Origin of the sequence: Mesorhizobium sp. M0800, from assembly GCF_040320095.1 — a bacterium.
Taxonomy (GTDB): Bacteria; Pseudomonadota; Alphaproteobacteria; order Rhizobiales; family Rhizobiaceae; genus Mesorhizobium.
The window spans coordinates 112,053-138,670 of the sequence record NZ_JAMYOZ010000014.1; the positions used below are offsets into that span (position 1 = coordinate 112,053).

At 61.0% G+C, this 26,618-nt stretch carries 21 protein-coding genes, 1 tRNA gene and 2 pseudogenes; 12 read left to right on the forward strand and 12 right to left on the reverse strand.

Going from position 1 to position 26,618, the window contains the following annotated elements; all coding sequences use genetic code 11:
• Window positions 1-29: 29 nt before the first annotated feature.
• The 3 genes from NKI18_RS18295 to NKI18_RS18305 all read right to left on the reverse strand — a co-directional run bounded on the left by NKI18_RS18295 (window position 30) and on the right by NKI18_RS18305 (window position 3,053).
• Window positions 30-1,349, reverse strand: a complete 1,320-nt coding sequence (locus NKI18_RS18295) for a UDP-glucose dehydrogenase family protein (protein WP_353020180.1) — start codon at window positions 1,347-1,349, stop codon at window positions 30-32.
• Between the two features lie 147 nt (window positions 1,350-1,496).
• Window positions 1,497-2,087: a transcription termination/antitermination protein NusG gene (gene nusG, locus NKI18_RS18300; RefSeq protein WP_352456046.1), complete on the reverse strand. Its 591-nt coding sequence runs from the start codon at window positions 2,085-2,087 to the stop codon at window positions 1,497-1,499.
• 375 nt (window positions 2,088-2,462) lie between these two features.
• Window positions 2,463-3,053 (reverse strand): biotin transporter BioY, encoded by a 591-nt coding sequence (locus tag NKI18_RS18305; protein WP_352692391.1) that lies wholly within the window; start codon window positions 3,051-3,053, stop codon window positions 2,463-2,465.
• 114 nt (window positions 3,054-3,167) lie between these two features.
• Here NKI18_RS18305 and NKI18_RS18310 point away from each other — a divergent pair, with 114 nt between their 5' ends.
• Window positions 3,168-4,076 carry an MBL fold metallo-hydrolase gene (locus NKI18_RS18310; protein ID WP_353020182.1) on the forward strand — a complete coding sequence of 303 codons (909 nt, stop codon included), beginning with the start codon at window positions 3,168-3,170 and terminating at the stop codon, window positions 4,074-4,076.
• 13 nt (window positions 4,077-4,089) lie between these two features.
• Here NKI18_RS18310 and NKI18_RS18315 read toward each other — a convergent pair whose 3' ends face one another.
• Window positions 4,090-4,875: a DUF1499 domain-containing protein gene (locus NKI18_RS18315; protein WP_353020184.1), complete on the reverse strand. Its 786-nt coding sequence runs from the start codon at window positions 4,873-4,875 to the stop codon at window positions 4,090-4,092.
• Window positions 4,876-4,958: 83 nt separating this feature from the next.
• Entirely contained in the window at window positions 4,959-6,587 is a 1,629-nt protein-coding gene (locus NKI18_RS18320; protein ID WP_353020185.1) for a fatty-acid--CoA ligase, read from the reverse strand.
• A 175-nt stretch (window positions 6,588-6,762) separates the two neighbouring features.
• On the opposite strand from NKI18_RS18320, the gene NKI18_RS18325 reads away from it, so the two are divergent.
• Together NKI18_RS18325 and NKI18_RS18330 are read left to right on the forward strand one after the other, a co-directional pair.
• Complete coding sequence (locus tag NKI18_RS18325) at window positions 6,763-7,149, forward strand: hypothetical protein (protein ID WP_353020187.1); 387 nt, start codon at window positions 6,763-6,765, stop codon at window positions 7,147-7,149.
• A gap of 123 nt (window positions 7,150-7,272) precedes the next feature.
• Window positions 7,273-7,662, forward strand: a complete 390-nt coding sequence (locus tag NKI18_RS18330) for a DUF427 domain-containing protein (RefSeq protein WP_353020188.1) — start codon at window positions 7,273-7,275, stop codon at window positions 7,660-7,662.
• On the opposite strand, the gene NKI18_RS18335 is transcribed toward NKI18_RS18330, so the two are convergent.
• The 3 genes from NKI18_RS18335 to ppdK form a co-directional block, all read right to left on the reverse strand.
• Window positions 7,663-8,400, reverse strand: a complete 738-nt coding sequence (locus NKI18_RS18335; RefSeq protein ID WP_353020190.1) for a polysaccharide deacetylase family protein — start codon at window positions 8,398-8,400, stop codon at window positions 7,663-7,665.
• 140 nt (window positions 8,401-8,540) lie between these two features.
• The gene (locus NKI18_RS18340) at window positions 8,541-9,644 is read right to left on the reverse strand and encodes a glycosyltransferase family 9 protein (protein ID WP_353020192.1); all 1,104 of its coding nucleotides are present in this window, start codon (window positions 9,642-9,644) and stop codon (window positions 8,541-8,543) included.
• A 134-nt stretch (window positions 9,645-9,778) separates the two neighbouring features.
• The gene (gene ppdK / locus NKI18_RS18345; RefSeq protein ID WP_353020195.1) at window positions 9,779-12,457 is read right to left on the reverse strand and encodes a pyruvate, phosphate dikinase; all 2,679 of its coding nucleotides are present in this window, start codon (window positions 12,455-12,457) and stop codon (window positions 9,779-9,781) included.
• Between the two features lie 186 nt (window positions 12,458-12,643).
• Here ppdK and NKI18_RS18350 point away from each other — a divergent pair, with 186 nt between their 5' ends.
• The 4 genes from NKI18_RS18350 to NKI18_RS18365 all read left to right on the forward strand — a co-directional run bounded on the left by NKI18_RS18350 (window position 12,644) and on the right by NKI18_RS18365 (window position 17,446).
• Entirely contained in the window at window positions 12,644-12,988 is a 345-nt protein-coding gene (locus NKI18_RS18350; protein WP_353020197.1) for a VOC family protein, read from the forward strand.
• 114 nt (window positions 12,989-13,102) lie between these two features.
• Window positions 13,103-13,177, forward strand: a tRNA-Gln gene (locus tag NKI18_RS18355).
• Window positions 13,178-13,815: 638 nt separating this feature from the next.
• The gene (locus NKI18_RS18360; protein WP_353020198.1) at window positions 13,816-16,005 is read left to right on the forward strand and encodes a calcium-binding protein; all 2,190 of its coding nucleotides are present in this window, start codon (window positions 13,816-13,818) and stop codon (window positions 16,003-16,005) included.
• Between the two features lie 553 nt (window positions 16,006-16,558).
• The gene (locus NKI18_RS18365; protein WP_353020200.1) at window positions 16,559-17,446 is read left to right on the forward strand and encodes a LysR family transcriptional regulator; all 888 of its coding nucleotides are present in this window, start codon (window positions 16,559-16,561) and stop codon (window positions 17,444-17,446) included.
• A 31-nt stretch (window positions 17,447-17,477) separates the two neighbouring features.
• Here NKI18_RS18365 and NKI18_RS18370 read toward each other — a convergent pair whose 3' ends face one another.
• Entirely contained in the window at window positions 17,478-17,705 is a 228-nt protein-coding gene (locus tag NKI18_RS18370) for a DUF2274 domain-containing protein (RefSeq protein WP_353020201.1), read from the reverse strand.
• Window positions 17,671-18,378 carry a hypothetical protein gene (locus tag NKI18_RS18375; protein ID WP_353020203.1) on the reverse strand — a complete coding sequence of 236 codons (708 nt, stop codon included), beginning with the start codon at window positions 18,376-18,378 and terminating at the stop codon, window positions 17,671-17,673. The genes NKI18_RS18370 and NKI18_RS18375 overlap by 35 nt, the downstream gene beginning before the upstream one ends.
• Window positions 18,379-18,524: 146 nt before the next feature.
• Between NKI18_RS18375 and NKI18_RS18380 the strand changes: the two genes are divergently transcribed.
• Entirely contained in the window at window positions 18,525-18,689 is a 165-nt protein-coding gene (locus tag NKI18_RS18380; protein WP_023678731.1) for a hypothetical protein, read from the forward strand.
• A 349-nt stretch (window positions 18,690-19,038) separates the two neighbouring features.
• Here the strand turns inward: NKI18_RS18380 and NKI18_RS18385 are convergent.
• Together NKI18_RS18385 and NKI18_RS18390 are read right to left on the reverse strand one after the other, a co-directional pair.
• Window positions 19,039-19,482 (reverse strand): annotated as a pseudogene (locus NKI18_RS18385) (TIM barrel protein); the annotation flags it as partial.
• A pseudogene (locus NKI18_RS18390) lies at window positions 19,477-19,701 on the reverse strand (transposase); the annotation flags it as partial. The pseudogenes NKI18_RS18385 and NKI18_RS18390, both read right to left, overlap by 6 nt.
• Window positions 19,702-20,618: 917 nt before the next feature.
• Here NKI18_RS18390 and NKI18_RS18395 point away from each other — a divergent pair.
• The 4 genes from NKI18_RS18395 (at window position 20,619) to NKI18_RS18410 (ending at window position 26,450) form a co-directional block, all read left to right on the forward strand.
• The gene (locus NKI18_RS18395) at window positions 20,619-21,806 is read left to right on the forward strand and encodes a magnesium transporter (protein WP_353020205.1); all 1,188 of its coding nucleotides are present in this window, start codon (window positions 20,619-20,621) and stop codon (window positions 21,804-21,806) included.
• Between the two features lie 487 nt (window positions 21,807-22,293).
• Entirely contained in the window at window positions 22,294-23,568 is a 1,275-nt protein-coding gene (locus NKI18_RS18400) for a tetratricopeptide repeat protein (RefSeq protein WP_353020206.1), read from the forward strand.
• Window positions 23,565-24,389: a FecR family protein gene (locus NKI18_RS18405; protein ID WP_023678725.1), complete on the forward strand. Its 825-nt coding sequence runs from the start codon at window positions 23,565-23,567 to the stop codon at window positions 24,387-24,389. Before NKI18_RS18400 ends, NKI18_RS18405 begins: the two co-directional genes overlap by 4 nt.
• Before the next feature lie 90 nt (window positions 24,390-24,479).
• Entirely contained in the window at window positions 24,480-26,450 is a 1,971-nt protein-coding gene (locus tag NKI18_RS18410) for a CHASE2 domain-containing protein (protein WP_352622617.1), read from the forward strand.
• Window positions 26,451-26,618 lie beyond the last annotated feature (168 nt).

Consider the following 26,618-nt stretch of genomic DNA (forward strand, 5'->3'; position numbering starts at 1 on the left):
TTCGAACTCCGGGAGGCCCTCGCCGACGTTCAATGGACAGGATGCCGCTCTCGGCCAATGCTCGAATAGGCTATGCCTTCCTTCACGACGTCCTCGCTGCGGTAGACGTTTCGCAGGTCGACCATAACCGGCGTCGCCATGAGTGCACGGAGCCGCTTCAGATCCAATGACCGAAACGCATTCCACTCGGTGACGATGACGATCGCATGCGAGCCGTCAGCTACCGCGTAGGCGCTTTCCCCGAATGCAATGCCCTCGATCATCTTGCGTGCCTGCTCCATGCCGACCGGATCATAGGCCTTGATCGAAGCGCCCGCGTCCTTGAGTGCCTGAATGATGGCCAATGAGGGGGCATCGCGCATGTCGTCAGTGTTCGGCTTGAACGTAAGGCCGAGGATACCGATGGTCTTGCCGCGCACCGAGCCGCCGCAGGCTTCGACCACCTTGCGCGCCATCGCCCGTTTGCGCTGGTCGTTTATCGAGACCGTCGTTTCAATAAGCCGCACGGGGCTTGCCGCGTCCTGCGCGGTCTTGACCAGTGCCAGCGTATCTTTCGGGAAACAGGAACCGCCATAGCCCGGCCCGGCATGAAGAAACTTTGCGCCGATGCGGTTGTCCATGCCGATGCCGCGCGCGACGTCCTGCACATCGGCCCCCAACCGCTCGCAGAGATCGGCAATTTCGTTGATGAAGGTGATCTTCATGGCCAGAAACGCGTTGCCGGCATATTTGGTAAGCTCAGCCGTACGCCGGCTCGTATAGAATATCGGCGCGACATTCAACGAGAGTGGACGGTAGATCTCGCCCATGACGGCTTTGGCCCGTTCTGCATCGGTCCCGACAATGATGCGGTCGGGCCGCTTGAAATCCTCGATGGCCGATCCTTCGCGAAGAAATTCCGGATTGGAGACCACCGCAAAATCGGCGGCGGAATTTTGCTCGCGGATGATCCGTTCCACCTCATCGCCGGTACCGACAGGGACGGTCGATTTCGTCACCACGACCGTAAATCCTTTGAGCGCGCGGCCAACTTCGGCGGCCGCATCGTAAACGAAGGACAGATCGGCGTGCCCATCGCCACGCCGTGACGGCGTGCCGACGGCTATGAAGACGACATCCGATTGAGAAACGGCATCGGCCAGATTGTCGTCGAAACGCAAGCGACCTTGCGCGGTATTCGTGGTGACGAGGTCGTCGAGCCCTGGCTCATAGATCGGTATCTTGCCAAGTTTGAGCATGGCAAGCTTTTCCGCATCCCGGTCGACGCAGCAGACCTGATGGCCAAAGTCGGCGAAGCAGGCGCCCGAGACGAGCCCTACATAGCCGGCACCAATCATTGTTATTCGCATAGCGCGTACTCTCATTGGCGCCGACGAGACGATCTCGTCAGACAGCGCCTAGTCCCACCGAAGAACGGCTACCGCACTCCCGGGTGAAAACCCGAGAGCCGATCCTACAACAATTTGCATCGCCTCGCCGCACCTCGATGCTTACGACTATGCGATGGCGACGAGATCCCTGGTATCAAGGTCGACAGGTATCTCGCCATTCATGATCGCAACCAGAACCCGAGCCCTTCCGGCTGGATCGAGCCGGTCAAGGCGACCGATCATTTCCGCGAACGGGCCGGAAAGGATCCGAACCGAAGCACCGGCTGCGAGGCCGCCACTGAAGTCGAGCAGGCCGTGCCTGCCGGTCAACGCAATGAAGCGCTCTACCAGACCGGAGGGGACAGGCAAAGGCCGGTCCCCTTGCATGACGAGGGAGCGCACACCGAACGTTCCGTTGATCGAGCGCCAACGTTGCAGCGCGACGTCAAGGGCGATGAACATATAACCCGGGAAATACGCTGCGGACCGTGTTTCGAGCCGCCGGGCATGACGCACGGTTTTCTCGCAGCGAGGCACAAAGGGCTCGAATCCCTGGATCCGGAGATGCCGCTCTGCGACATGCTCCTTCCCGGGAAAGACGCTGGCCGCATACCAGCGCGTTGCCGGCGCGGCGGTCGGCTCAGGCGACAGGGCTGTTGCCTTGCTCGTTGTTTTTTCCGCGCTACTCACGTGTCTTCCTTCGGCGGTCGGCGGCATGATCTCAGGTCAACGGTTACGACAGTGTGTGGATACCAGCAAGCAACCAAGCCACTAGAGTCAAGGCGGTTGGGTTAAGAATTTCCTACACATTGTCCAGAAATTTAGCTCTGCCTAAATAAGCATCGAGCCGCTTTCTTTTTCAGCTGGCTGAGATGCTATGTCGAGCAATTTATTTCCATGCGTAGGTGCTCGGTTACGCTGGTCGTGACGAATCGCCCGTTGGTTCTGGTACTTAGTCCGTCGACTTGAAGCTAATGTGACGGATGGCGTCGCGCACAAGCCTGCCGCCCGCGACAAAGATCCTGCACGGCCACACCAACTGCGGCGAAAAATCACTGTCGCGCAGAACAGGTTATCACCGCTCGACCGGCTTCACGAACGCTTCAACAGCGACCAGACAGCCGGCACCAGGCTCGCGGCCAGCGCAACCTTGATCAGATCACCAACGATAAAGGGCAACACCCCGAACTGCCAGGATTTTTCCGGGCCGATCAACAGCGCCAGCCAGGCAAAGCCCATTGCCATCATGACGATCTCGGCCACCAGCATGGCATTGAAGAGCTTGATAGGATGGCGATCCCAGCCACGGTCGGCAGCCCAGCCGACGATCGCCGCCATGACGACGAAGCCGGCTAGATAACCGCCGGTCGAACCGAGCATGTAAGCGATACCGATGCCCTTTTCGGGCGTGCTCTGGAAGACCGGAAGGCCCAACGCGCCCTCGGCCATGTAGAGAAGCAGCGTGGCGACGCCAAGGCGCATGCCGAAGGAGGCAGCGATCAGGAAGACGGCGAGCGTCTGCATCGAGATGTCTACCGGTCCGAGCATGACCTTGGTCTTGGCAGACAAGATCAGCAGCAGCGTTCCGGCGATGGCCAGCAAAAGCTGTCCTGCCAGCCGGGCCGCGCCCTTTTCAGGCAAAGCGAGAGAAATGAGCGGACGCATCGTCGTTGCAATTGCCATGGTCTTCCCCGTTCCGGATTGCCGCCGAACGCGGCCTTGCGTTTTCCTATATTGGCTTCCGTGCTATGCGGCAATCGGTTTTGCCCTTCCCCCAGAACAGGTCGCGACGTTCGCATGGCGCTGAAATTCGATACACGCTTCGATCCGGCCTATGGCCAGGGCGTAGCCGTTGCGCCTGGTATTCAACGCGTCACCGCCAGGAACCCAAGCCCGTTCACCTTTCACGGAACCAACAGCTATATCGTCGGGCGCGAGACGCTGGCGGTGATCGATCCCGGACCGGATGACGAGGCACATCTTCGAACACTGCTCGAAGCGATCGGGACCAGGCCGGTCAGCCATATCTTCATCAGCCACACGCATCGCGACCATTCGCCGCTGGCGGCTCGGTTAAAGCAGCATACGGGTGCGGTGGTTCTGGCGGAGGGCCGGCATCGCCCGGCGCGGCCGTTGCGCACCGGCGAGGTCAATCCACTCGATGCCAGCGCCGACACCGAGTTTGTTCCTGATATCGCGCTGCCGGACGATATGGTGATCGACGGCGACGGCTGGGCGATCCGGACGGTGCTGACGCCCGGCCATACCGCCAATCACGCGGCCTTCGCGCTGGAGGGAACCGGCATCCTTTTCTCGGCCGATCACGTCATGGCGTGGGCAACCACGATCGTCGCACCGCCGGATGGCGCGATGGCCGAGTACATGACATCGCTCGATCGGCTGATCGAACGTGACGACCGGCTGCTGCTGCCCGGTCATGGTGGGCCGGTGACCGAGCCGCGCAGCTTCATGCGCGGATTGAAAACGCATCGCAAAATGCGCGAACGCGCAATTCTGGAGCGGATCAACAGCGGCGACCGGACAATCAAGGACATGGTGGACGCGATCTATCGAGACACCGACCCGCGCCTGCATGGCGCGGCCGGCCTGTCGGTGCTTTCCCATCTGGAAGACCTGGTGGCGCGCGGCCTGGTCCACACCGATGGCGAGCCGGCTATCGACGGCATCTATTCGCCGGCAACGTAGCACACTTCGGATATCATTCCGCCGGCGCCACGCCCACCTGGCCGGCGACTTCCTGGTCGAGTTCGGAAAGGAAATCGGTGATGCGCGCTGCATTGTCGCCAAGGTCGTAGCGGCCGTAACGCGAGGCCGAGCGCATATCGACGATGACCGCATCGCCGTCGTCGGTCACGCGGATGGCGACATCGGCGGGAAGACCAAGCAGCAAGCTCTTGGCCAGCGCATCGACCGTCACGTCGCTTTGCCCTGCTGCGTCTGGAAATGGCGCCGTGAGCTGCCAGCCGCGCCGATCGAGCACCGTTTTGATCGCCTCCAGAACGCGATCGAAAGGCAAGGTGTAGCTGCGTCCGGTAACAAGCGGATAAGCTTCGATTTGCAGGCGCTGCTCGCCAGGTGTCGATGGCAAAAGCTCGTTCATATCCTTTGTCCGGGTAGAAATATCGAGCGCCGGCGGGTCGTCGAAATCCGTCGAGATGTCGCGCAGCGGCGGATAGGTCGCCGCCCGATAGGCCCCGACAGCGTAAGGGATGAGCACCAGAAACGCCAGCAAGGCGCCGGCGGTCAGGTCTTGGCCGCCACGATCACCGAAGTTCCACAATCGCGCGAAGGCAAACCCGGCAAACAAAAGCGCAGACGCGGCCAGCAGGGCGACAATGCCAAGCACCCATAGGAAAGCTTGGGTTTCGACGAGGTCATAGCGATGGCCGATGAGAGCGGTCAGCAGCAGGACTGTCGAAAACGCGCCGGCGCGCCGCGACCAACCGGCAGCCCTCGACGTTTGTCGCTCGGGAATTCCCGTCATTGTTTTCCGCGCTGCCCCAACCCGAACACAGGCATAGTGCCTTTCAGCGGTGGCTTGAAGACGCAAAGACGCCGCATCTCCGGTCAATCCGTCGGCAGGTGATAATCCCGGAACTGCTGGCGCAAGGTAATCTTCTGGATCTTGCCGGCAGCGGTGTGTGGGATTTCGCCGACAAAAGCGACGTCGTCCGGCATCCACCACTTCGCCACCTTGCCGTCCATGAAAGCGAGGATGTCCGTCTTGGTCGGCTCCCTGCCCGGCTTGCGCACGACCACGAGCAAAGGCCGCTCGCCCCATTTCGAATGCGGAATGCCGATGGCGGCGGCCTCCGCCACATCGGGATGGCCGACCGCGAGGTTCTCGAGCTCGATGGTCGAGATCCATTCGCCGCCCGACTTGATCACGTCCTTGGCGCGGTCGGTGATCTGCATATAGCCTCCGGGGTCGATATGCGCGACGTCACCGGTATCGAACCAGCCGTCTTGATCGAACTGTTCGGATCCGATGCCGCCATAATAGGCGCGCGCGATGGCCGGCCCGCGGACCTTGAGCCGGCCGAAGGTCTTGCCGTCCCATGGCAGTTCGTTGCCGGCGTCGTCCGTCACCTTCATTTCGATGCCGAACGGTGTAAAGCCTTGTTTCTGCTGGACGCCGAGGCGGGCCTCGCCCTTCAGCCCGGCGTAATCCGGCTTCAGGGTGCACAGCGTGCCGAGCGGCGACATCTCGGTCATGCCCCAGGCGTGGACGACTTGGACATCGTAACTGTCCTGGAACTTCGTCGTGAGCGCGCGTGGACAGGACGAGCCGCCGATGACGACTTTCTGCAGATAGGGCAGTTTCTTGCCGGTCTCTTCCAGATACTGGAGGAGCATCATCCACACCGTCGGCACGGCGGCGCTGAAGGTCACCTGCTCGGTGTCGAGCAGCTCGTAGAGCGAAGCGCCATCCATCTTGCAACCGGGCATGACCAGCTTGGCGCCGACCATCGGCGCGCTCTGGGCAAGGCCCCAGGCATTGGCGTGGAACATCGGCACGACCGGCAATATGGTATCGCGCGACGACAGGCCCATGGCGTCGGGCATCGCGGCGATCATGGCGTGCAGCACGTTCGAACGATGGCTGTAGAGGACGCCTTTCGGGTCGCCCGTGGTGCCCGAGGTGTAGCACATACCGGCGGCGGTGTTTTCGTCGAATGTCTTCCAGGCGAAGTTGCCGTCGGCTTCAGCAAGCCATTCTTCGTAGGCAACCACATTGGGCAGCGCAGTCTTGGGCAAATGCGCCTTGTCGGTCAGCACGATAACCCGCTTCAGCGATTTGACCGCGCCGGCGATCTTTTCGAGCAGCGGCAGGAAGGTCAGGTCGACGAAGATCGCCTTATCCCCGGCATTGTTCATGATCCAGGTGATCTGCTCGGGAAAGAGCCGCGGGTTGAGCGTGTGATAGATCGCGCCGACACCCATGATGCCGTACCAGGCCTCGATGTGGCGCGCGGTGTTCCAGGCCAGTGTTGCGATGCGGTCGCCAAGCCCGAAGCCATCACGATCGAGCCGCCCGGCGACCCTCAGGGCACGATCATGGATTTCGGCATATGTGCTGCGCACGATCGGCCCCTCGATCGAACGCGACACGATTTCGCGGCTGCCGTGCTGCCGCTCGGCATTGTCGATCAGCTTATGGCAAAGCAGCGGCCATTCCTGCATCAGCCCGAGCATCTTGTTCCTCCCGTTATTTTTTCGCCATTGTGGGACGAACCGGCGGATTGTCCAGCCAGGATCGGGCTGGAGCGGGGCATGGAGCCAATTGAAGCCGAATTCGCCACAATCCGGCCATGCTCGGCGTTAACGTTGATTAACGGCGGGGCGCGATTGGCGAATGAAAGAGGTTCGCATGGACGCGCAGCTCGACGACAAAGCCCTCGAAAATACGCTTGCCGAAAGTCTGGCCGATCTGGTGGCGGCCGACGTCGCGCAGGCCGATCTGGTGCCTGACGCCAAAGCCGTTTCCGAAGATGAATTCGTCGAGGTCGTCGGTGGCGCCCTCGAGGCGGTCGGCGGCACGCTCTTGTTCAAGATGTGCGTCGAGAACGATGGCGAAAGTCAGCACGTCGCTGCCGCCTGCGTCGGCGACGGCGGCAATCGCCAGTTCCTGCTGCTCACCTTGCCGACCAGCGGTGGTGCACTGAAGGTCGAGACCACCTCGAAAAGCACCAATCCGGTGGCCGGCATTGCCGCCGCGTATGCCGGGCTGATGGACGCTTTCCAGGCCGCCGCCTGAGTTTTCGGGGAAGCGGAAAAGAGGCGAGACTTCTCTCCGCGGGCGACGCCCGCCTGGTGGCAGGCAGGTCTTGCGCAACGGGCTTGCCAGACACATCTTGGGGTAGAGGCAAGGAGATCCGATATGGACCAGATCGCAAATCCGTCACCCGGCTTTCAGCGCAATCCCGGCAAGGTCATCACAGTCGAGCCTTACAAGGGCACCGTGACGGTGCGCGCTGGCGATGTCGTCATCGCTTCGTCCAGCAAGGGCAAAGTGCTGACCGAATCGCCCTACCCCCCGGTTTTCTACATTCCGTTCGGCGACATCGACTTCAAACAGCTTGGCAAGACCGAACACTCGACCCATTGCCCCTATAAGGGCGATGCCAGCTATTGGAGCGTGCTGCCCGCCGGCGATGCAGGCAAGGATGCGATGTGGGCCTATGAGCGGCCGTTCGACGAGATGGCCGATATCCGCGACCACGGCGCGTTCTATCCGAACAAGGTGACCATCGAGGCCACGCCCGACTGATCAGTCGGTAGTGCCTTCATCGCCGACGCCGTCGGCATCGTCGAGACGCACGAAGGTGAGGCCCTTGGCCTTCAGCGCCAGAAGTCCCTGCACCACGCCTTCGCCGGCCGCATGGGTCGGCTGGTTGATGTGAGCGATGATGACGTCGCCGTCCTTCGCCGCGGCAATGCGCCGGGCGGTCTCTTTTGCGCCGAGCAAAGAGCCGCCATCGCCGTTGATTGAGAATCCGGCGATCTTGAAACCAAGCTTGCGTATCATCGCGATTGCCGACGGGCTGTATTCGGCGGTTGCGCCGCGAAACCATTTCGGCGCCGGTTCGCCGGTCACGGCAAGAGCGGCAGCACCCGATTCGACCTCGGCCAGCACGGCCTGCGGGCTGCCGGCACTGCGAATGCCGTAGATCTTTTGCGGCGTGTCGACCGCCGGGACATGGCGGCCGCCATGGTTTTCCAATTCAAACATTTCGGGATGCGCCCGCATGATCTCGACGGCGGCGGCGTTGTGCTTCAGCCAGATGCCGGTGACGAAAATGGTGGCAGGAATCTTGTTTTCCACCAGCGCCGAGAGAATCCGTGTGTCGGTCCTTCCGCCGCACGCATCGAGCGTCAGCGCGACGCGGCCGCCGCCCGCCTCGGCCTTGATGTGCAGCGTCGGTGCGACGAGCAACTGGGCGTTGCCAGGAGAAACAGCCCACAGCGATATCGCAATGGCGCAAAAATACTTTTGGAACGGGCGCATCGATTATTTCCAGGTCGGCCGGATCAAAGTTGAAGCGGCGACCCCAAGACCGCCATCAAGGCGGAAATCGGGACGATGCCCCTGCAAAAGCGTCGGCAGCGGCAATTTGACCGCCGGCCTGACCTTTGGCAAACGCGAGGTCACAATGCGTGCTCCACGTCCTTAACCTTACGTGAAAGGATCGCGAGCACCGCGTCGACCACCGCTTTGACCTCAAGTCGCCAGACGCAGCAAGCCTTGCTCGGATCGGGTCGGCGGCACAGGTCCCTGGCTATGCACTCGCAAGGCATGGAGGGCCGCGGCGTAACACTGGCCACGCCGACAGGCCCCCAGACGGCCGGGTCGGTCAGGCCGAACAGGCCGACAACCGGCGTTCCGGCGGCGGCGGCCATGTGCATCGGGCCACTCTCGTTTCCCAGAAACAGGCGTGCCTGGCCGAGGACCGCCAGCAGCGTTGCCAGCGACAGCGCCCCGACCACGTTGACGACCGGCGAAGCGGCCTTGGCGACGATGCGCTCGGCAGATGCCCGTTCATCGGGGCCGCCGACAAGCAGGAAGTCCAACCCGGTCTGCCGCGAGATCTCGTCGATCGCCAGCGCAAAACGTTCCGGCTGCCATTGCCGCCCCCGCAAGCTCGCTCCTGCATGAACGGCTACGAAGGCGTTACGCCGGAGATGATGCCGGTCGAGAAGCGCCAATGCCCTGGCGGTCTCCAGCGGCAGCGGCTCAATCGTTGGGACCGGCGCACGCAACTCCACGCCAAGCGCCTCAAGCGGCGAAAGATAGCGGTAGAGATAATGCTGGCCACCAAAGCCAAACGGCTTGGCTAGGACGTTGGCGGGCTGGCGTTCCAGCCAGCGCAACGGTTTTTCGGGAGGATCATATCCGACGCGGGTCTTGGCGTTGACGAGCCTGACGATGATGCGTGAGGTTTTGGAATCGGCCAGGTCGATGGTCAGGTCAAACCGGAACCGGCGCAGAGCGCGCACCATCGCGTAAAGCTCGCGACCACGCTGCACAGGGGTGCCACGCATCCGTACGCGTCGGAACGACACCACGTCCGAGGCGATGCCATGAGCCAACAGGAAACTGGCAAAGTTCGCCTCGCAAAGGAACACTATCCTGGCCTTTGGATATTGGAGGCGCAGGTTTCTGGCGAGCGCGGAAGCGAGGACAAGATCGCCGATGAATTTCGTCTGAAGGATGAGAATCGAGCGGACGTGCGCGGGCGGGTTCTGCAACATCTGTTTCTGGCACCGGGGCGGGTTCGGGAGCCGGAAACTGGGCAGAAACGATGTCGGGATTTGGAGCCGTCACGCGCACGTTCGCGTGAATTTGGTTACAAATCGGTAAGGTCAGATGCGGTGGACTCCAACTCCTATCCGCGGCCGTTCTTTGCCGCCTGTACCGCCGCCTGCGCGGCGGCCAGCCTGGCAATCGGGACCCGATAGGGCGAGCACGAGACATAGTCGAGGCCGACCTTCTCGCAAAAATGGATTGAGGCCGGGTCGCCACCATGCTCGCCGCAAATGCCGAGCTTGATGTCGGGCCGCGTCGCCCTGCCCTTTTCGGCCGCCATCCGCACCAGCTCGCCGACACCCTCTATGTCGAGCGACACGAACGGATCCTGCTCGATGATGCCTTTTTTCCGGTAGGTCTCGAGGAACGAGGCCGCATCGTCGCGTGAGATGCCAAAGGTGGTCTGGGTCAGATCGTTGGTGCCGAAGGAGAAGAATTCGGCCGCCTCGGCGATGATTTGGGCACGGATCGCGGCGCGCGGCAGCTCGATCATCGTGCCGGTCAGGTAACCGATCCTGACGCCGGTCTCTTCCATCACGCTTTTGGCGACGGCGTCGATGCACGCCTTGACGAATTCGAGCTCCTTCGCCAGCCCGACCAAAGGCACCATGATCTCCGGGACCACCAGCGCGCCGGCGTTCCTGCCGGCCTCGACGGCCGCCTCGAAAATGGCGCGCGCCTGCATCTCGGCGATTTCGGGATATGAGACGGCAAGCCGGCAGCCGCGATGGCCGAGCATCGGATTAAACTCGTGCAACGCTTCGGTGCGCCGCCGAAGCTTGTCCGGCGACACATTCATGGCGGCGGCGACCTCGGCCACCTCCTCCTCGGTCTTGGGCAGGAATTCGTGCAGCGGCGGATCGAGCAGGCGGATCGTCACCGGCAGCCCGGCCATGATCTCGAACAGTTCGAGGAAATCCGAGCGCTGCATCGGCAACAGCTTGGCCAGCGCCGTTCGCCGATCCTTTTCCGTATCGGCCAGGATCATCTCGCGCATAGCAACGATGCGGTCGCCGTCGAAGAACATGTGTTCGGTGCGGCAAAGCCCGATGCCTTCGGCGCCGAAGGACCGCGCCATGCGCGCATCCAGCGGCGTCTCGGCATTGGTGCGCACCTTCATGCGGCGCGCGCCGTCGGCCCATTCCATGATGGCGGCGAAATCGCCCGAGAGTTCCGGCTGCAGCATCGGTACCGCGCCTTTCAGCACCTGGCCGTTGGCGCCGTCGATGGTGATGATGTCGCCCTTGCGGAACGTCGATCCCATCGCCATCAGCGTGCCGGCCTTGTAGTCGACGCGCAGCGAGCCTGCGCCCGAAACGCAAGGCTTACCCATGCCGCGCGCCACAACAGCGGCGTGGCTGGTCATGCCGCCGCGCGTCGTCAGGATGCCTTCGGCCGCATGCATGCCATGGATGTCTTCGGGGCTGGTCTCGATGCGCACCAGGATCGCCTTGCGGCCTTGTGTCTTGGCCTCCTCGGCGTCGTTCGAGGAAAAGACGATCTCGCCGGTGGCAGCACCTGGCGATGCCGGCAGGCCGACGCCGATGATATCGCGCGCCGCTTTTGGATCGATCGTCGGATGCAGCAACTGGTCGAGCGAGGCCGGATCAATGCGGGCGACGGCCTCCTCCTTCGAAATCAGTCCATCCCTGGCCATGTCGACGGCAATCTTCAGCGCCGCCTTGGCGGTGCGCTTGCCGGACCTGGTCTGCAGCATCCACAATTTGCCGCGCTCGATGGTGAATTCGAGATCCTGCATGTCGCGGTAATGTTTTTCCAGGCGGTCGGAGATACTGACGAAAGCCTGGAAAGCGTCAGGCATCAGCTTCTGCAGCGACGGCTTGTCGGAACCGGCGGCAATGCGTGCCGCCTCGGTGATGTTCTGCGGCGTACGGATGCCGGCGACGACATCCTCGCCCTGCGCGTTGACCAGGAACTCGCCATAGAGCTGCTTTTCGCCGGTCGACGGATTGCGGGTGAAGGCGACGCCGGTGGCCGAGGTGTCGCCCATATTGCCGAAGACCATGGCCTGGACGTTGACCGCCGTGCCCCAGCTTTCGGGAATGTCGTGCAGGCGCCGATAGGTGATCGCGCGGTTGTTCATCCAGCTGGAAAACACCGCACCGATGGCGCCCCACAGCTGCTCGTTCGGATCCTGCGGAAACGGCTTGCCGAGCTCCTCCTCGACCTTGGCCTTGTAGAGCGCGATTACGCCTTGCCATTCGATGGCTGTCAGCTCGGTGTCGAGCTCATGGCCGAGCCCACCCTTCTGGTCTTCGAGTATCTCCTCGAAGACCTCATGGTCGAGGCCCATGACGACGTCGGAATACATCTGGATGAAACGGCGATAGCTGTCATAGGCAAAGCGCGGATCGCCTGAATCGGCGGCCAAGGCTTCGACCGTCTCGTCGTTGAGGCCGAGATTGAGCACGGTGTCCATCATGCCGGGCATGGAAGCGCGGGCACCGGAGCGCACCGACACCAAAAGCAGTTTCGACGGATCGCCGAAACGGCGCCCGGTCAGCCGACCGATGTGATCGAGGGCGACCGCCACATCCGCTTCCAGCGAGGCCGGATACGCGTGGCCGTTGGCGTAATAGGCGTTGCAGACCTCGGTGGTGATAGTGAATCCCGGTGGCACCGGCAGGCCCAGGCTGCACATTTCGGCAAGATTGGCGCCCTTGCCGCCGAGCAGATTGCGGTCGCCGGCACGGCCTTCTGCCGCTCCATCGCCAAAGGTGTAGACCCATTTGGTCATGCTTGCTCCCCGGTTGCAGGAGATTGGAAATACTGACAAATCGAGCGATATGATGCTGCAGTGCGAAAGGCAAGGCATCGACCAAGCCGGCCGGCCTCTACAATCGATTAATGAAAAGCGGCGCCGAAAAGACTTGCTTTTTGGAAAGCTTTGTTGTAGAACATAACGTGAACAACGGGGAGAACGATGAGAATGACCGGAAAGCTCGATTATCTGGAAATGCCGGCGACAGGCGGAACGCTGGACAGGGTGAAGGCTTTCTACAGCGCGGCCTTCTCGTGGTCGTTCACCGATTACGGGCCGACCTATTCAGCCTTTGCCGAAGGGCTGGACGGCGGTTTTCAGGCGGATGGCCAAGATGCGCCGGCCAAGCCGCTGCCCGTGCTCTATTCCGAAAGGCTGGAGGAAACATTGAGCGCCGTCGAAAATGCCGGTGGCACCATCGTCAAGCCGATCTTTTCATTCCCCGGCGGCAGGCGGTTCCATTTCGTCGATCCGGCCGGCAATGAAATGGCGGTATCGGGTGAATAGATCCGTTCAAAGTGGCGATTGCAAAACTGGTGGATCGGTCGCGCATAGTCGGCATTGAGCTTTCTCCCGGCTCGTCCTATAAGGCCGCGCGCACAGCGGGCAGGCTCCGGCTGTTGGGGCGTCGCCAAGTGGTAAGGCATCGGTTTTTGGTACCGACATTCCCAGGTTCGAATCCTGGCGCCCCAGCCAGTTCTCCAATTCTGACGATCTCCCGAGTCGTAATCTCAGTTGCAGACACCTTGGTCGCGGACTGGTATCTGCGGTATCTGTCCACAACAAATTGGTGTCTCCGGCAGAGGGCGCGATCCGGCTGGCATCTTAGTTTAATGTCGGCTCAATTGGCCGGCAGTCAAATGCATCTTATGGAGAAAGCAGTTTTTCTGCCCCGGCTTGGCGTTCGATCTTATAGTTTTAGACTTTATAAATCCAAAACATTGGATTTTTTGTCGCTTTTCTTCAGATAAGTCAGCGCCTCCAACGCCTCTCTAGTAGCAACCGGCGCAATCATCAAACTAATTTTAATAAAATTCAATTTCTTTTTAAACGGCAGCGATCATGTTATCTTATGCTGTCAGCAACAAGTAGAGTGTAGTAGAAATATCAATAAGCATCTCCCGGAAAACAATGTGGGCATCTCTGCAGTTAAATTTTGCTTTTTATCGCACAATGTCGACTATCCCTAAGTATATTTTTCGCCGCAACGTGAGAACCCTGCCACCGATCAACCATTCTATCAGGGCGTGCAGGTATGTGATTTGGCGCTAATATACACCTTCTAGTAGGCAGGCATCCGCGGGGCGCTATCGAATCAAAATGAGGGATTATGGATGGCGACTCTCCATTACACGTCGGGCGGATCCGGCACGGACATTGCAAAAGCCGGATTCAATCTGGCTAGCGTGCAATATGTTGACCAGGTCAACGAGCTGCCAGAGGGCATGAAAGGCTTGGTCTACCTCGACCAGGCCAACGGAGTAACCCAATCCTTTATCGACAAGGTTACTCCTTTCCTCGGCAATCCGAACGTATTTGGGTTCTTCCTGGTTGACGAGCCGGATCCCACCGGCCAATGGGGTACCTACGCCTCTGCCGCAAATCTGAAGGCAGAATCCGACTGGATCCATGAGCATTTTCCAGGCGCCAAGACCTACATCACAATGATGAGCTTGGGGACGTCGGCGAATCCGGATTTTAGGGGCACGTACAATCCCGCCAATACGGGTATCGATTACTACGGCATAGATGTCTATCCCGTCCGCACGGATGGCCCGGTCGACTACAACATGATCGATAAATTCGTCGCCGCCGCTCAGGCATCGGGCATCCCGACGAGCCAGATCGTTCCGGGCTACCAGGCGTTTGGAGGTGGCGAGTATAACACCGACATGGGTGGCAAATATGTGGTGCCCACCGCCGCCCAGATGGAAACCATGATGGAGCACTGGGCCAAGCTGGTTCCGTCACCCGCCTTCGACTACGCATACGCTTGGGGTTCGCAGCGAGGCGACACCGCGCTTGAGAGCTCCCCGGAACTGCAGGCCGTGTTCCGGGAGCACAATCTCGCAACGACTGGGACCGCTCCGCCTCCCGTCGACACAAGCGACACCTTGTATGGCACCAGCGGCGACGATGTGTTTCACGGGACCGGCGGCCACACAATGATCGGCTATGGCGGCAATGACACCTATTATGTCGATGACGTCCGCGATAAGGAGATTGAGGCGGTGGGCGGCGGTACCGACAAAGCACTTGCCTCCGTAAGTCATGCTCTTGCGGCCGGCTCCGAGATCGAGCTTCTCGCCACCAACAATGCATCAGGCACGGCGGCAATCAACCTCACCGGCAATGAGTTCGCCCAGACCATCCAGGGCAATGCCGGCGCGAACGTCATCAACGGCCTCGGCGGCACCGACACCATGACCGGCTATGGTGGCAACGACACCTATTATGTCGACAATGCTGCCGACAAAGTGGTCGAGGCCGTTGGCGGCGGCTCCGACAAGGTGCTCGCCTCGGTGAGCTATGTCCTTTCGGCCGGCTCGCAGGTCGAGCTTCTTGCGACCACGAACCCCTCCGGCACGGCCGCAATCAATCTCGGCGGCAACGAGTTCACGCAGACCATCCAGGGCAATGCCGGTGCCAATGTCATCAACGGCGGACGCGGCGCGGACACCATGATCGGTTATGGCGGCAACGACACCTATTATGTCGACAATGCTGGCGACAAAACGATCGAGGCGGTAGGCGGCGGCACCGACAAGGTGATCACTTCTGTGAGCCATGCGCTTACCTCCGGCTCGCACATCGAGCTTCTCGCCACCAGCAACTCGTCCGGCACGGCGCCGATCCACCTCAACGGCAACGAGTTCGCCCAGACCATCCAGGGCAATGCCGGTAGCAATGTCTTCAATGGCCTCGGTGGTGCCGATACGATGGTCGGCTATGGGGGCAACGACGGCTACTATGTCGACAATGTCGGCGACAGAGTGGTCGAAGCGGTAGGCGGCGGTCGCGACAACATAGCCACCACGGTGAGCTATGCGCTTGCGGCCGGCTCGGAGGTCGAGCTTCTCGCCACGAGGTATCCGTCCGGTACGTCTGCAATCAACCTGACCGGCAACGCCTTTGCCCAGACCATCCAAGGCAATGCCGGCGCGAACATCATCAACGGTGGCGGCGGTGCCGACATCTTGACCGGTAACGGGGGCAATGATGCATTCGTGTTCAACAGCGCTCTTGGAGCCGGCAATATCGACAGGATCACCGACTTCAACAAGCTCCAAGACAAGATCCAACTCGACGACGCGGTTTTTGCCGGCCTAAAGCTGGGTGGCCTTTCATCCGATGCTTTCTTTGCTGGCACGGCCGCGCATGACAGCTCCGACCATATCATCTACAACAGCTCAACCGGGGCGCTCTCTTTCGACAGCGACGGGATCGGTGGCGCAGCTCAAATACAATTCGCCACCCTCTCTCCAGGTCTGTCGCTTGCAGCAGGTTCGTTCCTTGTGATCTGAACGACCCGGAACGGCGGACCTTCAATTCGAGCCGGTCCGCCGCTCCGTCTTTGTTCAAGCACCGGATTTCCGAGATAGATGTTTTGGCCGGTGTTGTCCCTGGAGCTAGCCGGCGAGCCCCTCCATTAGATGAGCGAGAAAACGGAGTGGTCTCTTTCGAGTGAGTGTCCTTCGGGATCATCGCTGCGAGCGCCCTACCATCGCTGATCGGCTCGTGCGAGCCCTCCCCTGCCAGCGGACCCACCGTACCGACGCAGCATGAATGACGGCGAGGCGCCGTGGCCGACCATGAGTGCCACTCGGTTTAAAGGTTCCCCTCAGGTCAAGGCGGCGCAAACCATACACACATTCGAGCTCGTCTACTCCGATGCGCATTCGGGGATCGCTCCCGGTGATCGCGAGAGATTGCTGCACGCCACCTGACGTCCGTTGTTTCTTTCATAAGAGGCGTCGGTGGCCTCATCTGAGTCAATACTGAGATTTGGTGATAGCCCGCCGCGGCCAAAAGCGCTCAAACGTGTGCGATTTGTCGCCACCTAGACGTCGAGCAGAGATGCGGAACTCCATTCAACTAGCGACTCTCAATTATGCGCTTGTAGTCGCCGAGGAGGGCAGCTTTCTGCGCGCGGCACGGCGCACTGGGATCGATCACACCGCGCTCAGCCGGCGCATCCGCGATCTCGAATACGAGATGGGAACGAGGATATTTCATCGCCATGCCCGCGGCGTTGGCCCAACCCCGGCCGGCGAGCGTTTCCTCGATCGTCTTCGCTCCGTGCTGCTCGAACTGGACAATACTCTGACGCTGGCCAGGACGGGCATCAAGGATGAACAACAAAGGCTTTCCATCGGCTCCAACGGACTCATCCTCGCCGGGCGAGCGCTGGGTGCAATCATTGAGTTCGGGAAATGTTATCCAAATGTGACCATCAGCTTGATAGAAGGTTCTCATCCTGAGCCCAGGGCTGCGATGGGCGGCACGCAAGTCGACGTCACCGTCACTTCCTCCTCCCGATCCACTGGCGGCGCATTCGAACTGAAATTGTGGAAGGATACCCTAGCCGTCGTTCTCGCTTCCAGTCATCCTCTCGCAAGCCGTCCCGTGATCGAGTGGTCGGAGCTAGGCCAGGAGACGCTGCTCGTGCGCAGGGGCGAAGCATTTCTGCTCGCCGACGCTATTGGAAATGGCGTGCAGCTTCCCGCAATTGTCGAACATCACGTCACTGCGGGCATCCTTCTGCGCCTCGTCGGAAACGGCCTTGGAGTCGCTCTGATCCACGATGGAGACGCCAACAGCGTTCCTGACGGCGCCGTCTGCCGCAAGCTGCGGATCGGGGGCAAGCCGATCCGAATCTCCAGCTTTGCCCGTTGGCGTCCGGACAATGCCAATCCTGCCCTGACGGTCTTCATCACATTCCTGCGCGATAGGTATTGGTCCTGACGGCCGTCCGCCCACCAAATGACCCGAATAGTCATCCCGGCTTCAGGGTTCGTTGGCTCTGGCAAAGGCTCTGTCCGTTGTAATGAAACCGAGTCAGCATCGGCGGCATCAGCTTTGCCGAATCGGCGACTATCTGTCCGGTCTCGCGGCCCAGCAATTCAGCATAGGCGACGAGATGGCGATGAATGGTGCCGGGCAGTTCGACCGTGATCTTGACCGGACGGTCATCGGGAATGACGGAGAGTTTCAGTTTGGTCATGACGGATCCTTCGGCGCCGCACCCGGTCAGCACCAAAGCCTTCGGCGATGCGCACCAGATCGCAGAGCGCTGAGCGGATTTGCGGCCAAGGAAACTCGGAGCATTCCTCCCACGCTTCGCCCTCGCGCAACACGGCATCGAGCTTGCCCGCCACACCGGCCAGAGTCGTAGCGGGGGTGGTTGAGAAAGCTTGCAGCAGATCTTGCATTTTCTCGCAAGCCTCGCGCTCGGCCCTGAAGGCGGCGGTGTAGCCGGTTTGCTCCGCAGCCGCATCCCAGCGTGCCTGATGCGCCGCGAAATCAGCTTCGGCCTTTTCGCGGAGAGCCGCCATATCCGGCGCTTTGCCGAGCACTTCATTGAGCATCTCGATCGAATGGACCGTCACCTGCTCACCCTCGGTCAGGCGGACGGTCACACAAGGAAAGCCGACGCTCTCGACAAGCCTTGTCTCCAGGCGCTGCTGCCTGCGACAAAGCCGCTCGGTCTGTTTGTGGACTCTCTCCCATTCCCGCCAAAGCGCCAGTGCAGCATCAGAACGCACATTCGTGCTTCCGGCGCCGCTTGCGGGCGCGTTGCCTTGGAGCGTCCACGCGGTGGTGGCCACGACTGTTCCCTCAAGTACTCGCCTGCGGGTGACGTAAGGCAGAGTCGTGGTATTGTCGGAATCAGCCATGATCCGAGCTCCAATCAGCTTGGGTTGTGGTCAGGCTGACTGGAGTGTTGGCGCACTCTGGCCAGCCGCCGCACGTGCGATGCAAGTGCGATGCACGTGCATATCTATACGCCTTTTGAAACTGAATATCAAGCCGCAGAGCGAAAATGACAAAAAAGCCGTTCACCACCCGCCTTGATCCGCCGGTGTTGGCCTTGGCGCAACAGCTTGCAGACGCAGAGCGGCGTTCTATCACCTCGGTGATAGAACTCGCATTGATCGAGTACGCGGAACGGCGCGGAATCAAGATAAGTGCGAAGGAAAGGGAATAGACAGAAGGGAGCTGGCGGACGCCGCCAAGGTACCGGGTTGGCGAGCACGCATGCGATCACATGGAGCAGAAATCGGCCTATGGCCCGGCTGGCGAACGGGTGGATGACTTGTATGTTTCCAGCCCCTGCCCGCGCTCGACCACCAGGGACAAGCCAACTAATGCTGGCCGTCGTATCGTGGACCGGCAGGCGAACTCTTCTTACAATCTCATCGAAACAGACCGACAAAACTCGTTACGGTCGACCTTGCCAATGCGGAACGGCTCGCTGCCAACGAGTTCGGCAGCTCTGGCCGACATTGGCAGCACAACAGCCGCGGATTCTCCGTTTTTACTCCGCCGCTCCGCGCTCAGCGCGATCGTTCAACGTTACGAGATTTTTTTGCCCGGGCCAGGCAATCGGGTTGCTCGTTGGGATAGCGGGGCCCGATTTCCATGATGAGGACGGTCCCGAGCAAGAAGGCCAGCTCACTGAAGATGTCAACCTATTCGATATCGCCCCAGCCGAGGCATGTGCAGGTCGCCTATACCCAGCGCTGCATCCTCCTGCGGGAGGTAGGTTCTGTGGAAGCCCTGCGGGCGCCCGAAGGAGTCATGGACATGCAGGTGCCCCGCCACCGGCGCTATTGCCCGTAGAAGTTCAGGCCGCGATGGGTGGATTCAATATAGGCGTGACTGAAATCGATAAGCGCCACCAAGTTCGGATGGCCGACCGCCTTAACCGTCTGCGCCACCTCGGCCGGGGTCTGCCGGCACTGACCCGGTTCCATGGCGAAGAGATTCTCAAAGGCGATGATGATCACCGCCAGCTTGCGGGACCACCGCGACGCTGGCTCTGCGGTGGCAGGAGCGTTTGGCGGTCGCCTCACCCAGCTCTTGACCTTGTCCCTGCCCTTGAAGCGGATCACCAGACCCGATACCGCCTCGCAGAGCGCACGCCGCACATCCGAGTCGCCGGCTTTCGAGATCCGTCCCTGGATGTCAGTCGTGGAGCCGGACTGCCAGCGCCGCGACAGCGAGCGTGCCGAGGCATGGTTGCACGGCTTCGACGGCCTGCCGATTGGCGGTGAGCCGAACCCGATAAGCAACCAACTAAAGACCGAGTTCGAAAGCCGTCAGCGGTCGGTCCACCAACCGCTGGCGCGGGCGGCATCGAAGCACACTTTCCTAGGGTGGGGGCCTCTGAGCGTCTGAGCGCGGCTTTCAGAGCGGCAACGCCACGATTGTACTCTTTCGTTTTGTCATACTTCCCATCCTCAACAAGAAAGTCGCCAAAACGTCTGTCGTTATAGATCGATTGAGAGCAAAACAAATAAGCCGCCATCTGATATCCATAATCGAAGGCAACCGAGTTAGCGCGGGCGGCGGTTGGAACGAACGAGTTTGCGCAAATCACCATTGCCGCGACAGGCATCATGCCTACGCAAGATAATTTTATTGTTGTTGCCCTCTCCCAAGACGCAACGAACTTGCCGAAGTTTTTGCCTTGGTGCAAGACCGTCATGAAATCGTTTTCGAAGGAGCTCGTGCTCCACATCCTTCCGTGCAAGCAGTCGCAGATCTTAACCGGCCGTGGCGTCAATAGCTGGTGAAACTGGCAAGATGCGCCGGATGAGGCAATCAATTCGAACGCCGGAGATCCTGCCTCTGCAGAATTTCCAGGTTTAAGTTTCATTGGTGCGGCGTGCTCGCAAAGCCCAAAAGACCGGTGAAGTTCGCAACACGCCAAATTCTCGGCGACACTCTGACGTTACAGCCCGCCTGTATGCACCCACGCAATGACGCAGATCTGTCTGGGTTCGGTCCACTCGGGCCCGAGAGGCGAAGATTTCGGGATCGAGGCGCTTGGGCCACTGCGCGCCAGACAGACCGATCCGATCCGTGTCATACTGTCAGAGGCAAGACACTAGCAATTTGGGGGCGGCGGCAGATGAAGGAAGAGAACGACGTTCAGAAGCTGTTACGCACGCTGCGTGCTCGAGCACCTGATGACGCGGCTGAATTGCTGGCCCGAGAATCTCCCGAGTTCATCCGCGACACACTAAAGCTGTTGCCGGACGGGCACGCCCGTAAGGTGGCCGAGCATTTGCCACCGCATATGCGGCCCATCAGGTCTCATGGCGGTGGCAAGGATTTCGCGGTCCCCGACTCGCTCGTCGAGCTGATGGACCCGATTCCCGCCAGTGTTCCTGTCGGAACGACGGTTGCCGCCGCAGTGGAAGCTGTCAGAAGTGCCCAGGTGCCGACCGAGCTCACTTACCTCTACGTTACGGACATGGGCGATAAATTGGTTGGCCTGGTGGTCCTGCGCGATCTGATGCTGAGCGAAGCGGACGCGATGGTGGATCAGATCATGCTGCCAAAGCCGTTCGCCCTTAACGTCGGTCTGTCTTTGAGCGATGCATGCAAGGCGGCGGTACGCCGTCACTACCCTGTCTATCCTGTGGTGGACGCGGAGAACCGGCTGCTCGGGCAGGTTCGCGGCTGGCGCTTGTTCGAGCAGCAAATCATCGAGATTTCCGCCCAGTCTGGCCAGATGGTAGGTGTCCAGAAGGAGGAGCGTTCTTTTACGCCGCTGTTTTCAGCCTTTTTGAAGCGTCATCCGTGGCTGCAGCTGAACCTGCTGACGGCCTTCATGGCCGCTTTCGTGGTCAGTTCATTCACAGGCACGATCGAGAAGATCGTCGCCTTGGCAGCGTTCCTCCCGGTCTTGGCCGGGCAGAGCGGAAACACCGGCTGCCAGGCACTGGCGATGACGCTGCGTGGCCTTGCCCTGGGGGATGTGGACAAACGACCGAAGCTGCACCTGGTGATGCGGGAGGGCGCGCTCGGGATCGCCAACGGCGTGCTCGTCGGCCTTGTTGCAGCTGCGGCGATGTGGTTCTACGCCTCGCGGCAACCGGAGTCGGCGGCCCAGGCGCCCATGCTGGCACTTGTGATCCTGCTCGCCATGTCCGGATCGTGCCTCATGTCCGGAATCTCCGGCGTGCTGATCCCGTTGGGCCTGCGGCGAGTCGGCGCCGATCCGGCGGTCGCTTCGGCGATCTTTCTCACCACCGTGACCGATATTGTAGGCATGGGCCTGATGCTGGGGCTGGCCACCATGCTCGTGCTGTAGCAAGACGCGTCCGGTGACGCGTCCCTGGGAGTCGGGGGCGATAAGCTGACCTCGTCGCGTTCAACGAAATAGCAAGAGCCGTGCCGCATCGCGCGCGCGTCGTCAGAAGCACCTCGCGGCAGCTCTCCGATCGCTTGCGCAGTGCCACGGAAGACCTTTGGATGAGCCGTGGGTGACCTTGATTGCTCATTCGGTGACCAGATACGCGCAGAATCGCGCAAACAATATTAATCTTGTCGGCTGTGCGATCCGCCACTGATGATGATTTGAGTTAGTTGACACTGGTGCCGAATACTTCAATTATGTATAGCAACGCTGAGAAGATGTTTTGACAACCAGCGCAGCCGAAATAGGAATAAACGCGATAGTTTGTTGCGCAGCTGCAACAGCTGCTGAGACTCGCATGGTCTGGCGACCGTTCAGTCGCCTTTTTCTTGTGGTCGTGCTAAGTCCTTCGCACTAGTCGGGTTTGGGGTGGGTTCTCGGCATGCAATCTTCGTTTCGAACGATCTTCGGCTGCGCCGCGGCGCTGCTTTGTACCGGCGTATTGCCGGCCGGCGCACAAGGTCTTTTTACGGCATATGACGATGCGTTTTCGGCCCGCATCGCCAGTCCGGCCGACAACGGAACGCTCGCCCAGTTCGTCACAGTTGCCGTCAACGCGGGACAATACGATCAGGCGATCTCCTCAATCGAGCAGTATCTGATCAAATATCCCCGCGATGCGCGCGCCCGACTGGCGGCCAGCCGATTGTACTATCATGTCGGCTCCTATGAATTGGCCCGGCGGCAGGTGCAATACGGCATCGAAGTCGGCGGCCTGACCGCAAGTGAGCAGCAGGAGGCTGTTCGCCTGCTCGCCCGCATCGAGCGCGCGTTGCGTGGCGTCACCTGGGAACTCGCCCTGACCGGCGGCGTGTTCAGCGCATTTACCGATTTTGAGCCCGGCGGGGCGCAGGACGACGAGAGCTTCGTCTCGCCCTATGGGCGGGCGGAAGGCTTTGTCCGGTGGGACCTCGGCACGCCAAGCGCCGACGCTCTCGTTCTTTCAGGGTCGTTGACGGCGACAGAGCGTTTTTTCACGGAAGACCTGTCGGTTCCAGGTAGCAAGGAGACCTTCATCCACGGCAACGCCGCGATCACCTGGGACAAGGGCTTGCCCAACAGTGGGATCGATTCGCTGCGCCTGCTGCTTTCGGCGTTCACAGTTACAGATCGTTTCGACAGCGATATCCACGAGACCGGCGTCGGCGTCAGTGGGCGCTTTCTTGTGCGCCCGACGGTCGAAACGACGCTTTTCGCAGGCGGCGGCTATATCGATCTAAGCGCCTCGCAAGGCATTTTCGCCGATAGCAGGGTTTTCTATGAGGCGGGCGGCAGCTACCGCTTCCGCAATGGCCAGGCGCTCGGACTGCGCCTGGTCGGCTCGAATGACTTCGCCTCCGGATCTGGCGAAATCGGCCGCAGCTACACGGGCGAGGTCCGCTATGGCGGCCTGTTGATGAACGTACCGGATCTTTTCGCATGGTCGCACCAGATCGCCTTCTCGGCCGGCCACAGCGACACTCCCGATCTGTCTGTCGGCATCGACACAAATATCAAGAGCGACTTCTGGCGCATTGCCTCGGAAAGCGATTTTCAGCTGACGGAGGCGCAGAAGATCAGCGTCGATCTCGCCTATCGCGAAACCAACTTCGACATCGCCAACCGCGACCGAAAATCGTTCGAAATGCTCATGAGCTATACGTTGACGCTCAATTGAAAGAGGCCGCGATGAGGACCCCGTACCGTCAGATCGCCATTTTTATCGCCTGCCTTGCCTTCGCGGCACCATCCGCCGCTGAGACGGTCGGGTCGATGACGGCCTATCAGACCAACATCGTCCGCAACAACGGCGGGACAATGAACGTTGGTGCCGGCGTCGAACTCGGCGACCAGCTGCGCAGCAATCCCACCGGTCTTGGAATGCTGGTGTTCCGGGATGAATCGAGCGCCAAAATTGGTCCGAACACCAGCCTGACGATCGATGAATTCGTCTACAATCCGGGCTCCGGATCGGGAAAGATCGACATCGGGATGAACAGCGGCCTGGCCCGTTTTTATGGCGGCCAGGTTTCGAAAGGGGGGGTCATGCAGGTTGCGACGCCGCACATGGTGCTCGGGGCGAGAGGCGGCATCATCGAAGTGCTGGTGGCAGCCGGCCAGACCGTCGGCATACTGCGCGCCGGCCGCATGACCTGCACGATCAATGGCAAACGGCTGGTCATCACAAACCCGGGCTACGCCTGCACATCGGAAGATGGCAAGCTGCTGACCGGCTACGGCGGAATCGACACCTTCCCGATATTGGACAGCATCGACCGGATAGCCGGCACCGGCCTGCCAGGCGCACCGGGTCCTGGATTGGATGTAAGCGCGATTTGTGCGTCGGCACTCGGCGGCTCGCTCAAAGTCTGCGAGTCCACGGACGGCGCATTGCCAGGAGTGGTCATGGAGTTTCCCGACAGCCTAACGCCACCTGTGGGCGGGGGCGTGGATAAGGGCGAGTGTGAGGGTGAGGGTTGCTGCTACTACTGTAATTAGGCCTGGCCGCACGACATGAGCCTCTTGGTCGGTTGGCGCTGGGCTGATTGGCGGCAAGCTGGCAGGCGCAAAATATCCGGCCTTGTGGTCGTGCTCCTGCTGCTCGCTTGCCATTTGGCTTTTGACGGGCCGTTGTCGCGCCTGCGTGAGCGGACGTACGACTTCTACCAGTTTCTCGCCCCACGCCAGGCGACGAGCAATCCTGTCGTGATCGTCTCGATAGACGACGCCAGCCTCAAGGCACATGGGCGATGGCCCTGGAACCGTGGGCTCTTGGCCGATCTGGTCGATGGCATCACCGAATCCGGCGCGGCGGTGGTCGGGCTTGCGCTGGTACTCCCCGAGGCCGACACCTCGCCTGAGGGCATCGCCGGAGACAAGCGCCTGGCAGCGGCGCTGGCCAAAAATCGAACGGCGCTCGCCGTCAGCCTGGGCGATGAGGCGACGGTTTCAGAAGCAGAACCCAAAGCCGGCTGGTCGATCGTCGGGCAAGTACCTGACACACTTCCCGGCTTCACCGGCCTGACCGGCTCGCTCGCCGAATTCTCGAACGCCGCCGCGGGCCTCGGCGTGATTCGCACCTTGCCCGATCCCGACGGCGTACTGCGCCATGTGCCGCTGCTGTGGCTTCGCAACACCGCTCAAGGCGTGCAGCTGTGGCCGTCCTTCGCACTCGAGCTCCTGCGCCTTTACGCCGGACAGGACGGTTACATAGCCCGGATGAATGCAGCCGGGTTCGACGCACTCAGGATGGCCGGCGCCATTGTGCCGCTCGAGCCGGAGGGGAGCATCCGCCTCTGGGAAACCAACACCGATACGCCCCGCCTGTCCGCCAGCACTATCCTTTCGGGCCATGGCGATCCGCGGCTGCGGGACGCCATCGCCATTGTCGATCTGTCGGCCGTGGGACTGACGCAGTACCTGCCCACCCCGACGCGTCCAGCGCGACCAGGCGCGGACATCCACGCCGATGCGATCGGCCAGATGCTTGCCGGGCGCTACCTGGCAGAGCCAACGCACGCACGTACGCTTGAGCGGCTCTGGTTTGTCCTCGGTGCCGTCGTTTTCATCGGGCTTTCCGGAGTGCTCGCCGGGCGTGTCGTGCTTGGTGCCCTGGCTCTGGCACTGCTGGCCGTCACGCCTTTCGTGTTCGGCGCTCTCGAATACAGCATGCAGGGTAAACTCTATGACCCGCTGCAGCCGGCGCTGGCGACGATCCTGGTAGCCGGCTTCGAAGGCTATGTCCTCTACAGGCGCAGCGAGCAGCGCCGGTCCACCCTGGCACGACAGTTCTCCCAATATCTGTCGCCCTCCGTGGTGCAGCGCCTCGCAAGCTCGGACACCGAGGCAATCCTGTCCGGCGAGAAGCGCGAGATCACAATTCTGCTCAGCGACATACGCGGCTTCACGACAATGAGCGAACAGCTCGATACCCAGGAAATCGCCAAGGTGGTCAACCACTTCCTCGGCATTGCGACCGATGAGATCCTCAAGCGCGACGGCACCATCGACAAGTTCATGGGCGATGCGGTGCTCGCCTTCTGGAACGCGCCGCTTGATCAGCCGGACCATCGCGAGCGCGCGCTCGACGCGGGGCTTGCCCTGATCGAACGGGTGAAGCGTGAAGACGCCGCCTTCAGCGCGGACGGCCACCCCTCCATCGCAATCGGCGTCGCCATCGAGACGGGCATTTGCTCGGTAGGCAATTTCGGCTCCGAACGGCGTTTCGATTACACCGCGATCGGCTCTCCGGTGAACCGCACGGCTCGGCTCGAGTCGACGACCAAGAAGCTGGGCATCCCCCTGGTGCTTGGTCCCGGCTTTGCGGCAGGAGCGCCGATGCCGGTCGTCCAGGCGGGCGCCTTTGAACTCCAGGGTTTCAAGGGCGAGGTGCCGGTTTTCACCGTTCCGGAGATGCAAGCTGCTCACCAAAGTATGAGCCGCGAAGAAGAGAGCCAACGTGGTGAGCAATCTGGCGCCCCTGCCGTGGTGGTTGGTTCGCCGCCATCCGTGCAAATGGCACCGCCTGATCTTGCACCCCGAACCCGAAGCACACGCTGACCGGATCCAGCGGATCGCAGGGGTGCCGACCTGCTTTGTGAACTAATACTGCTGGGGAGGCCTAGACTAGAGCCTTTCACGTTTTGATGGAAGCGTAGCCGGCGTTTGCGAAGTAGTTGTTGCATTCGGTTGCCTCGATCGTTTCAACGAGGTGGCCGATGTGGCGCC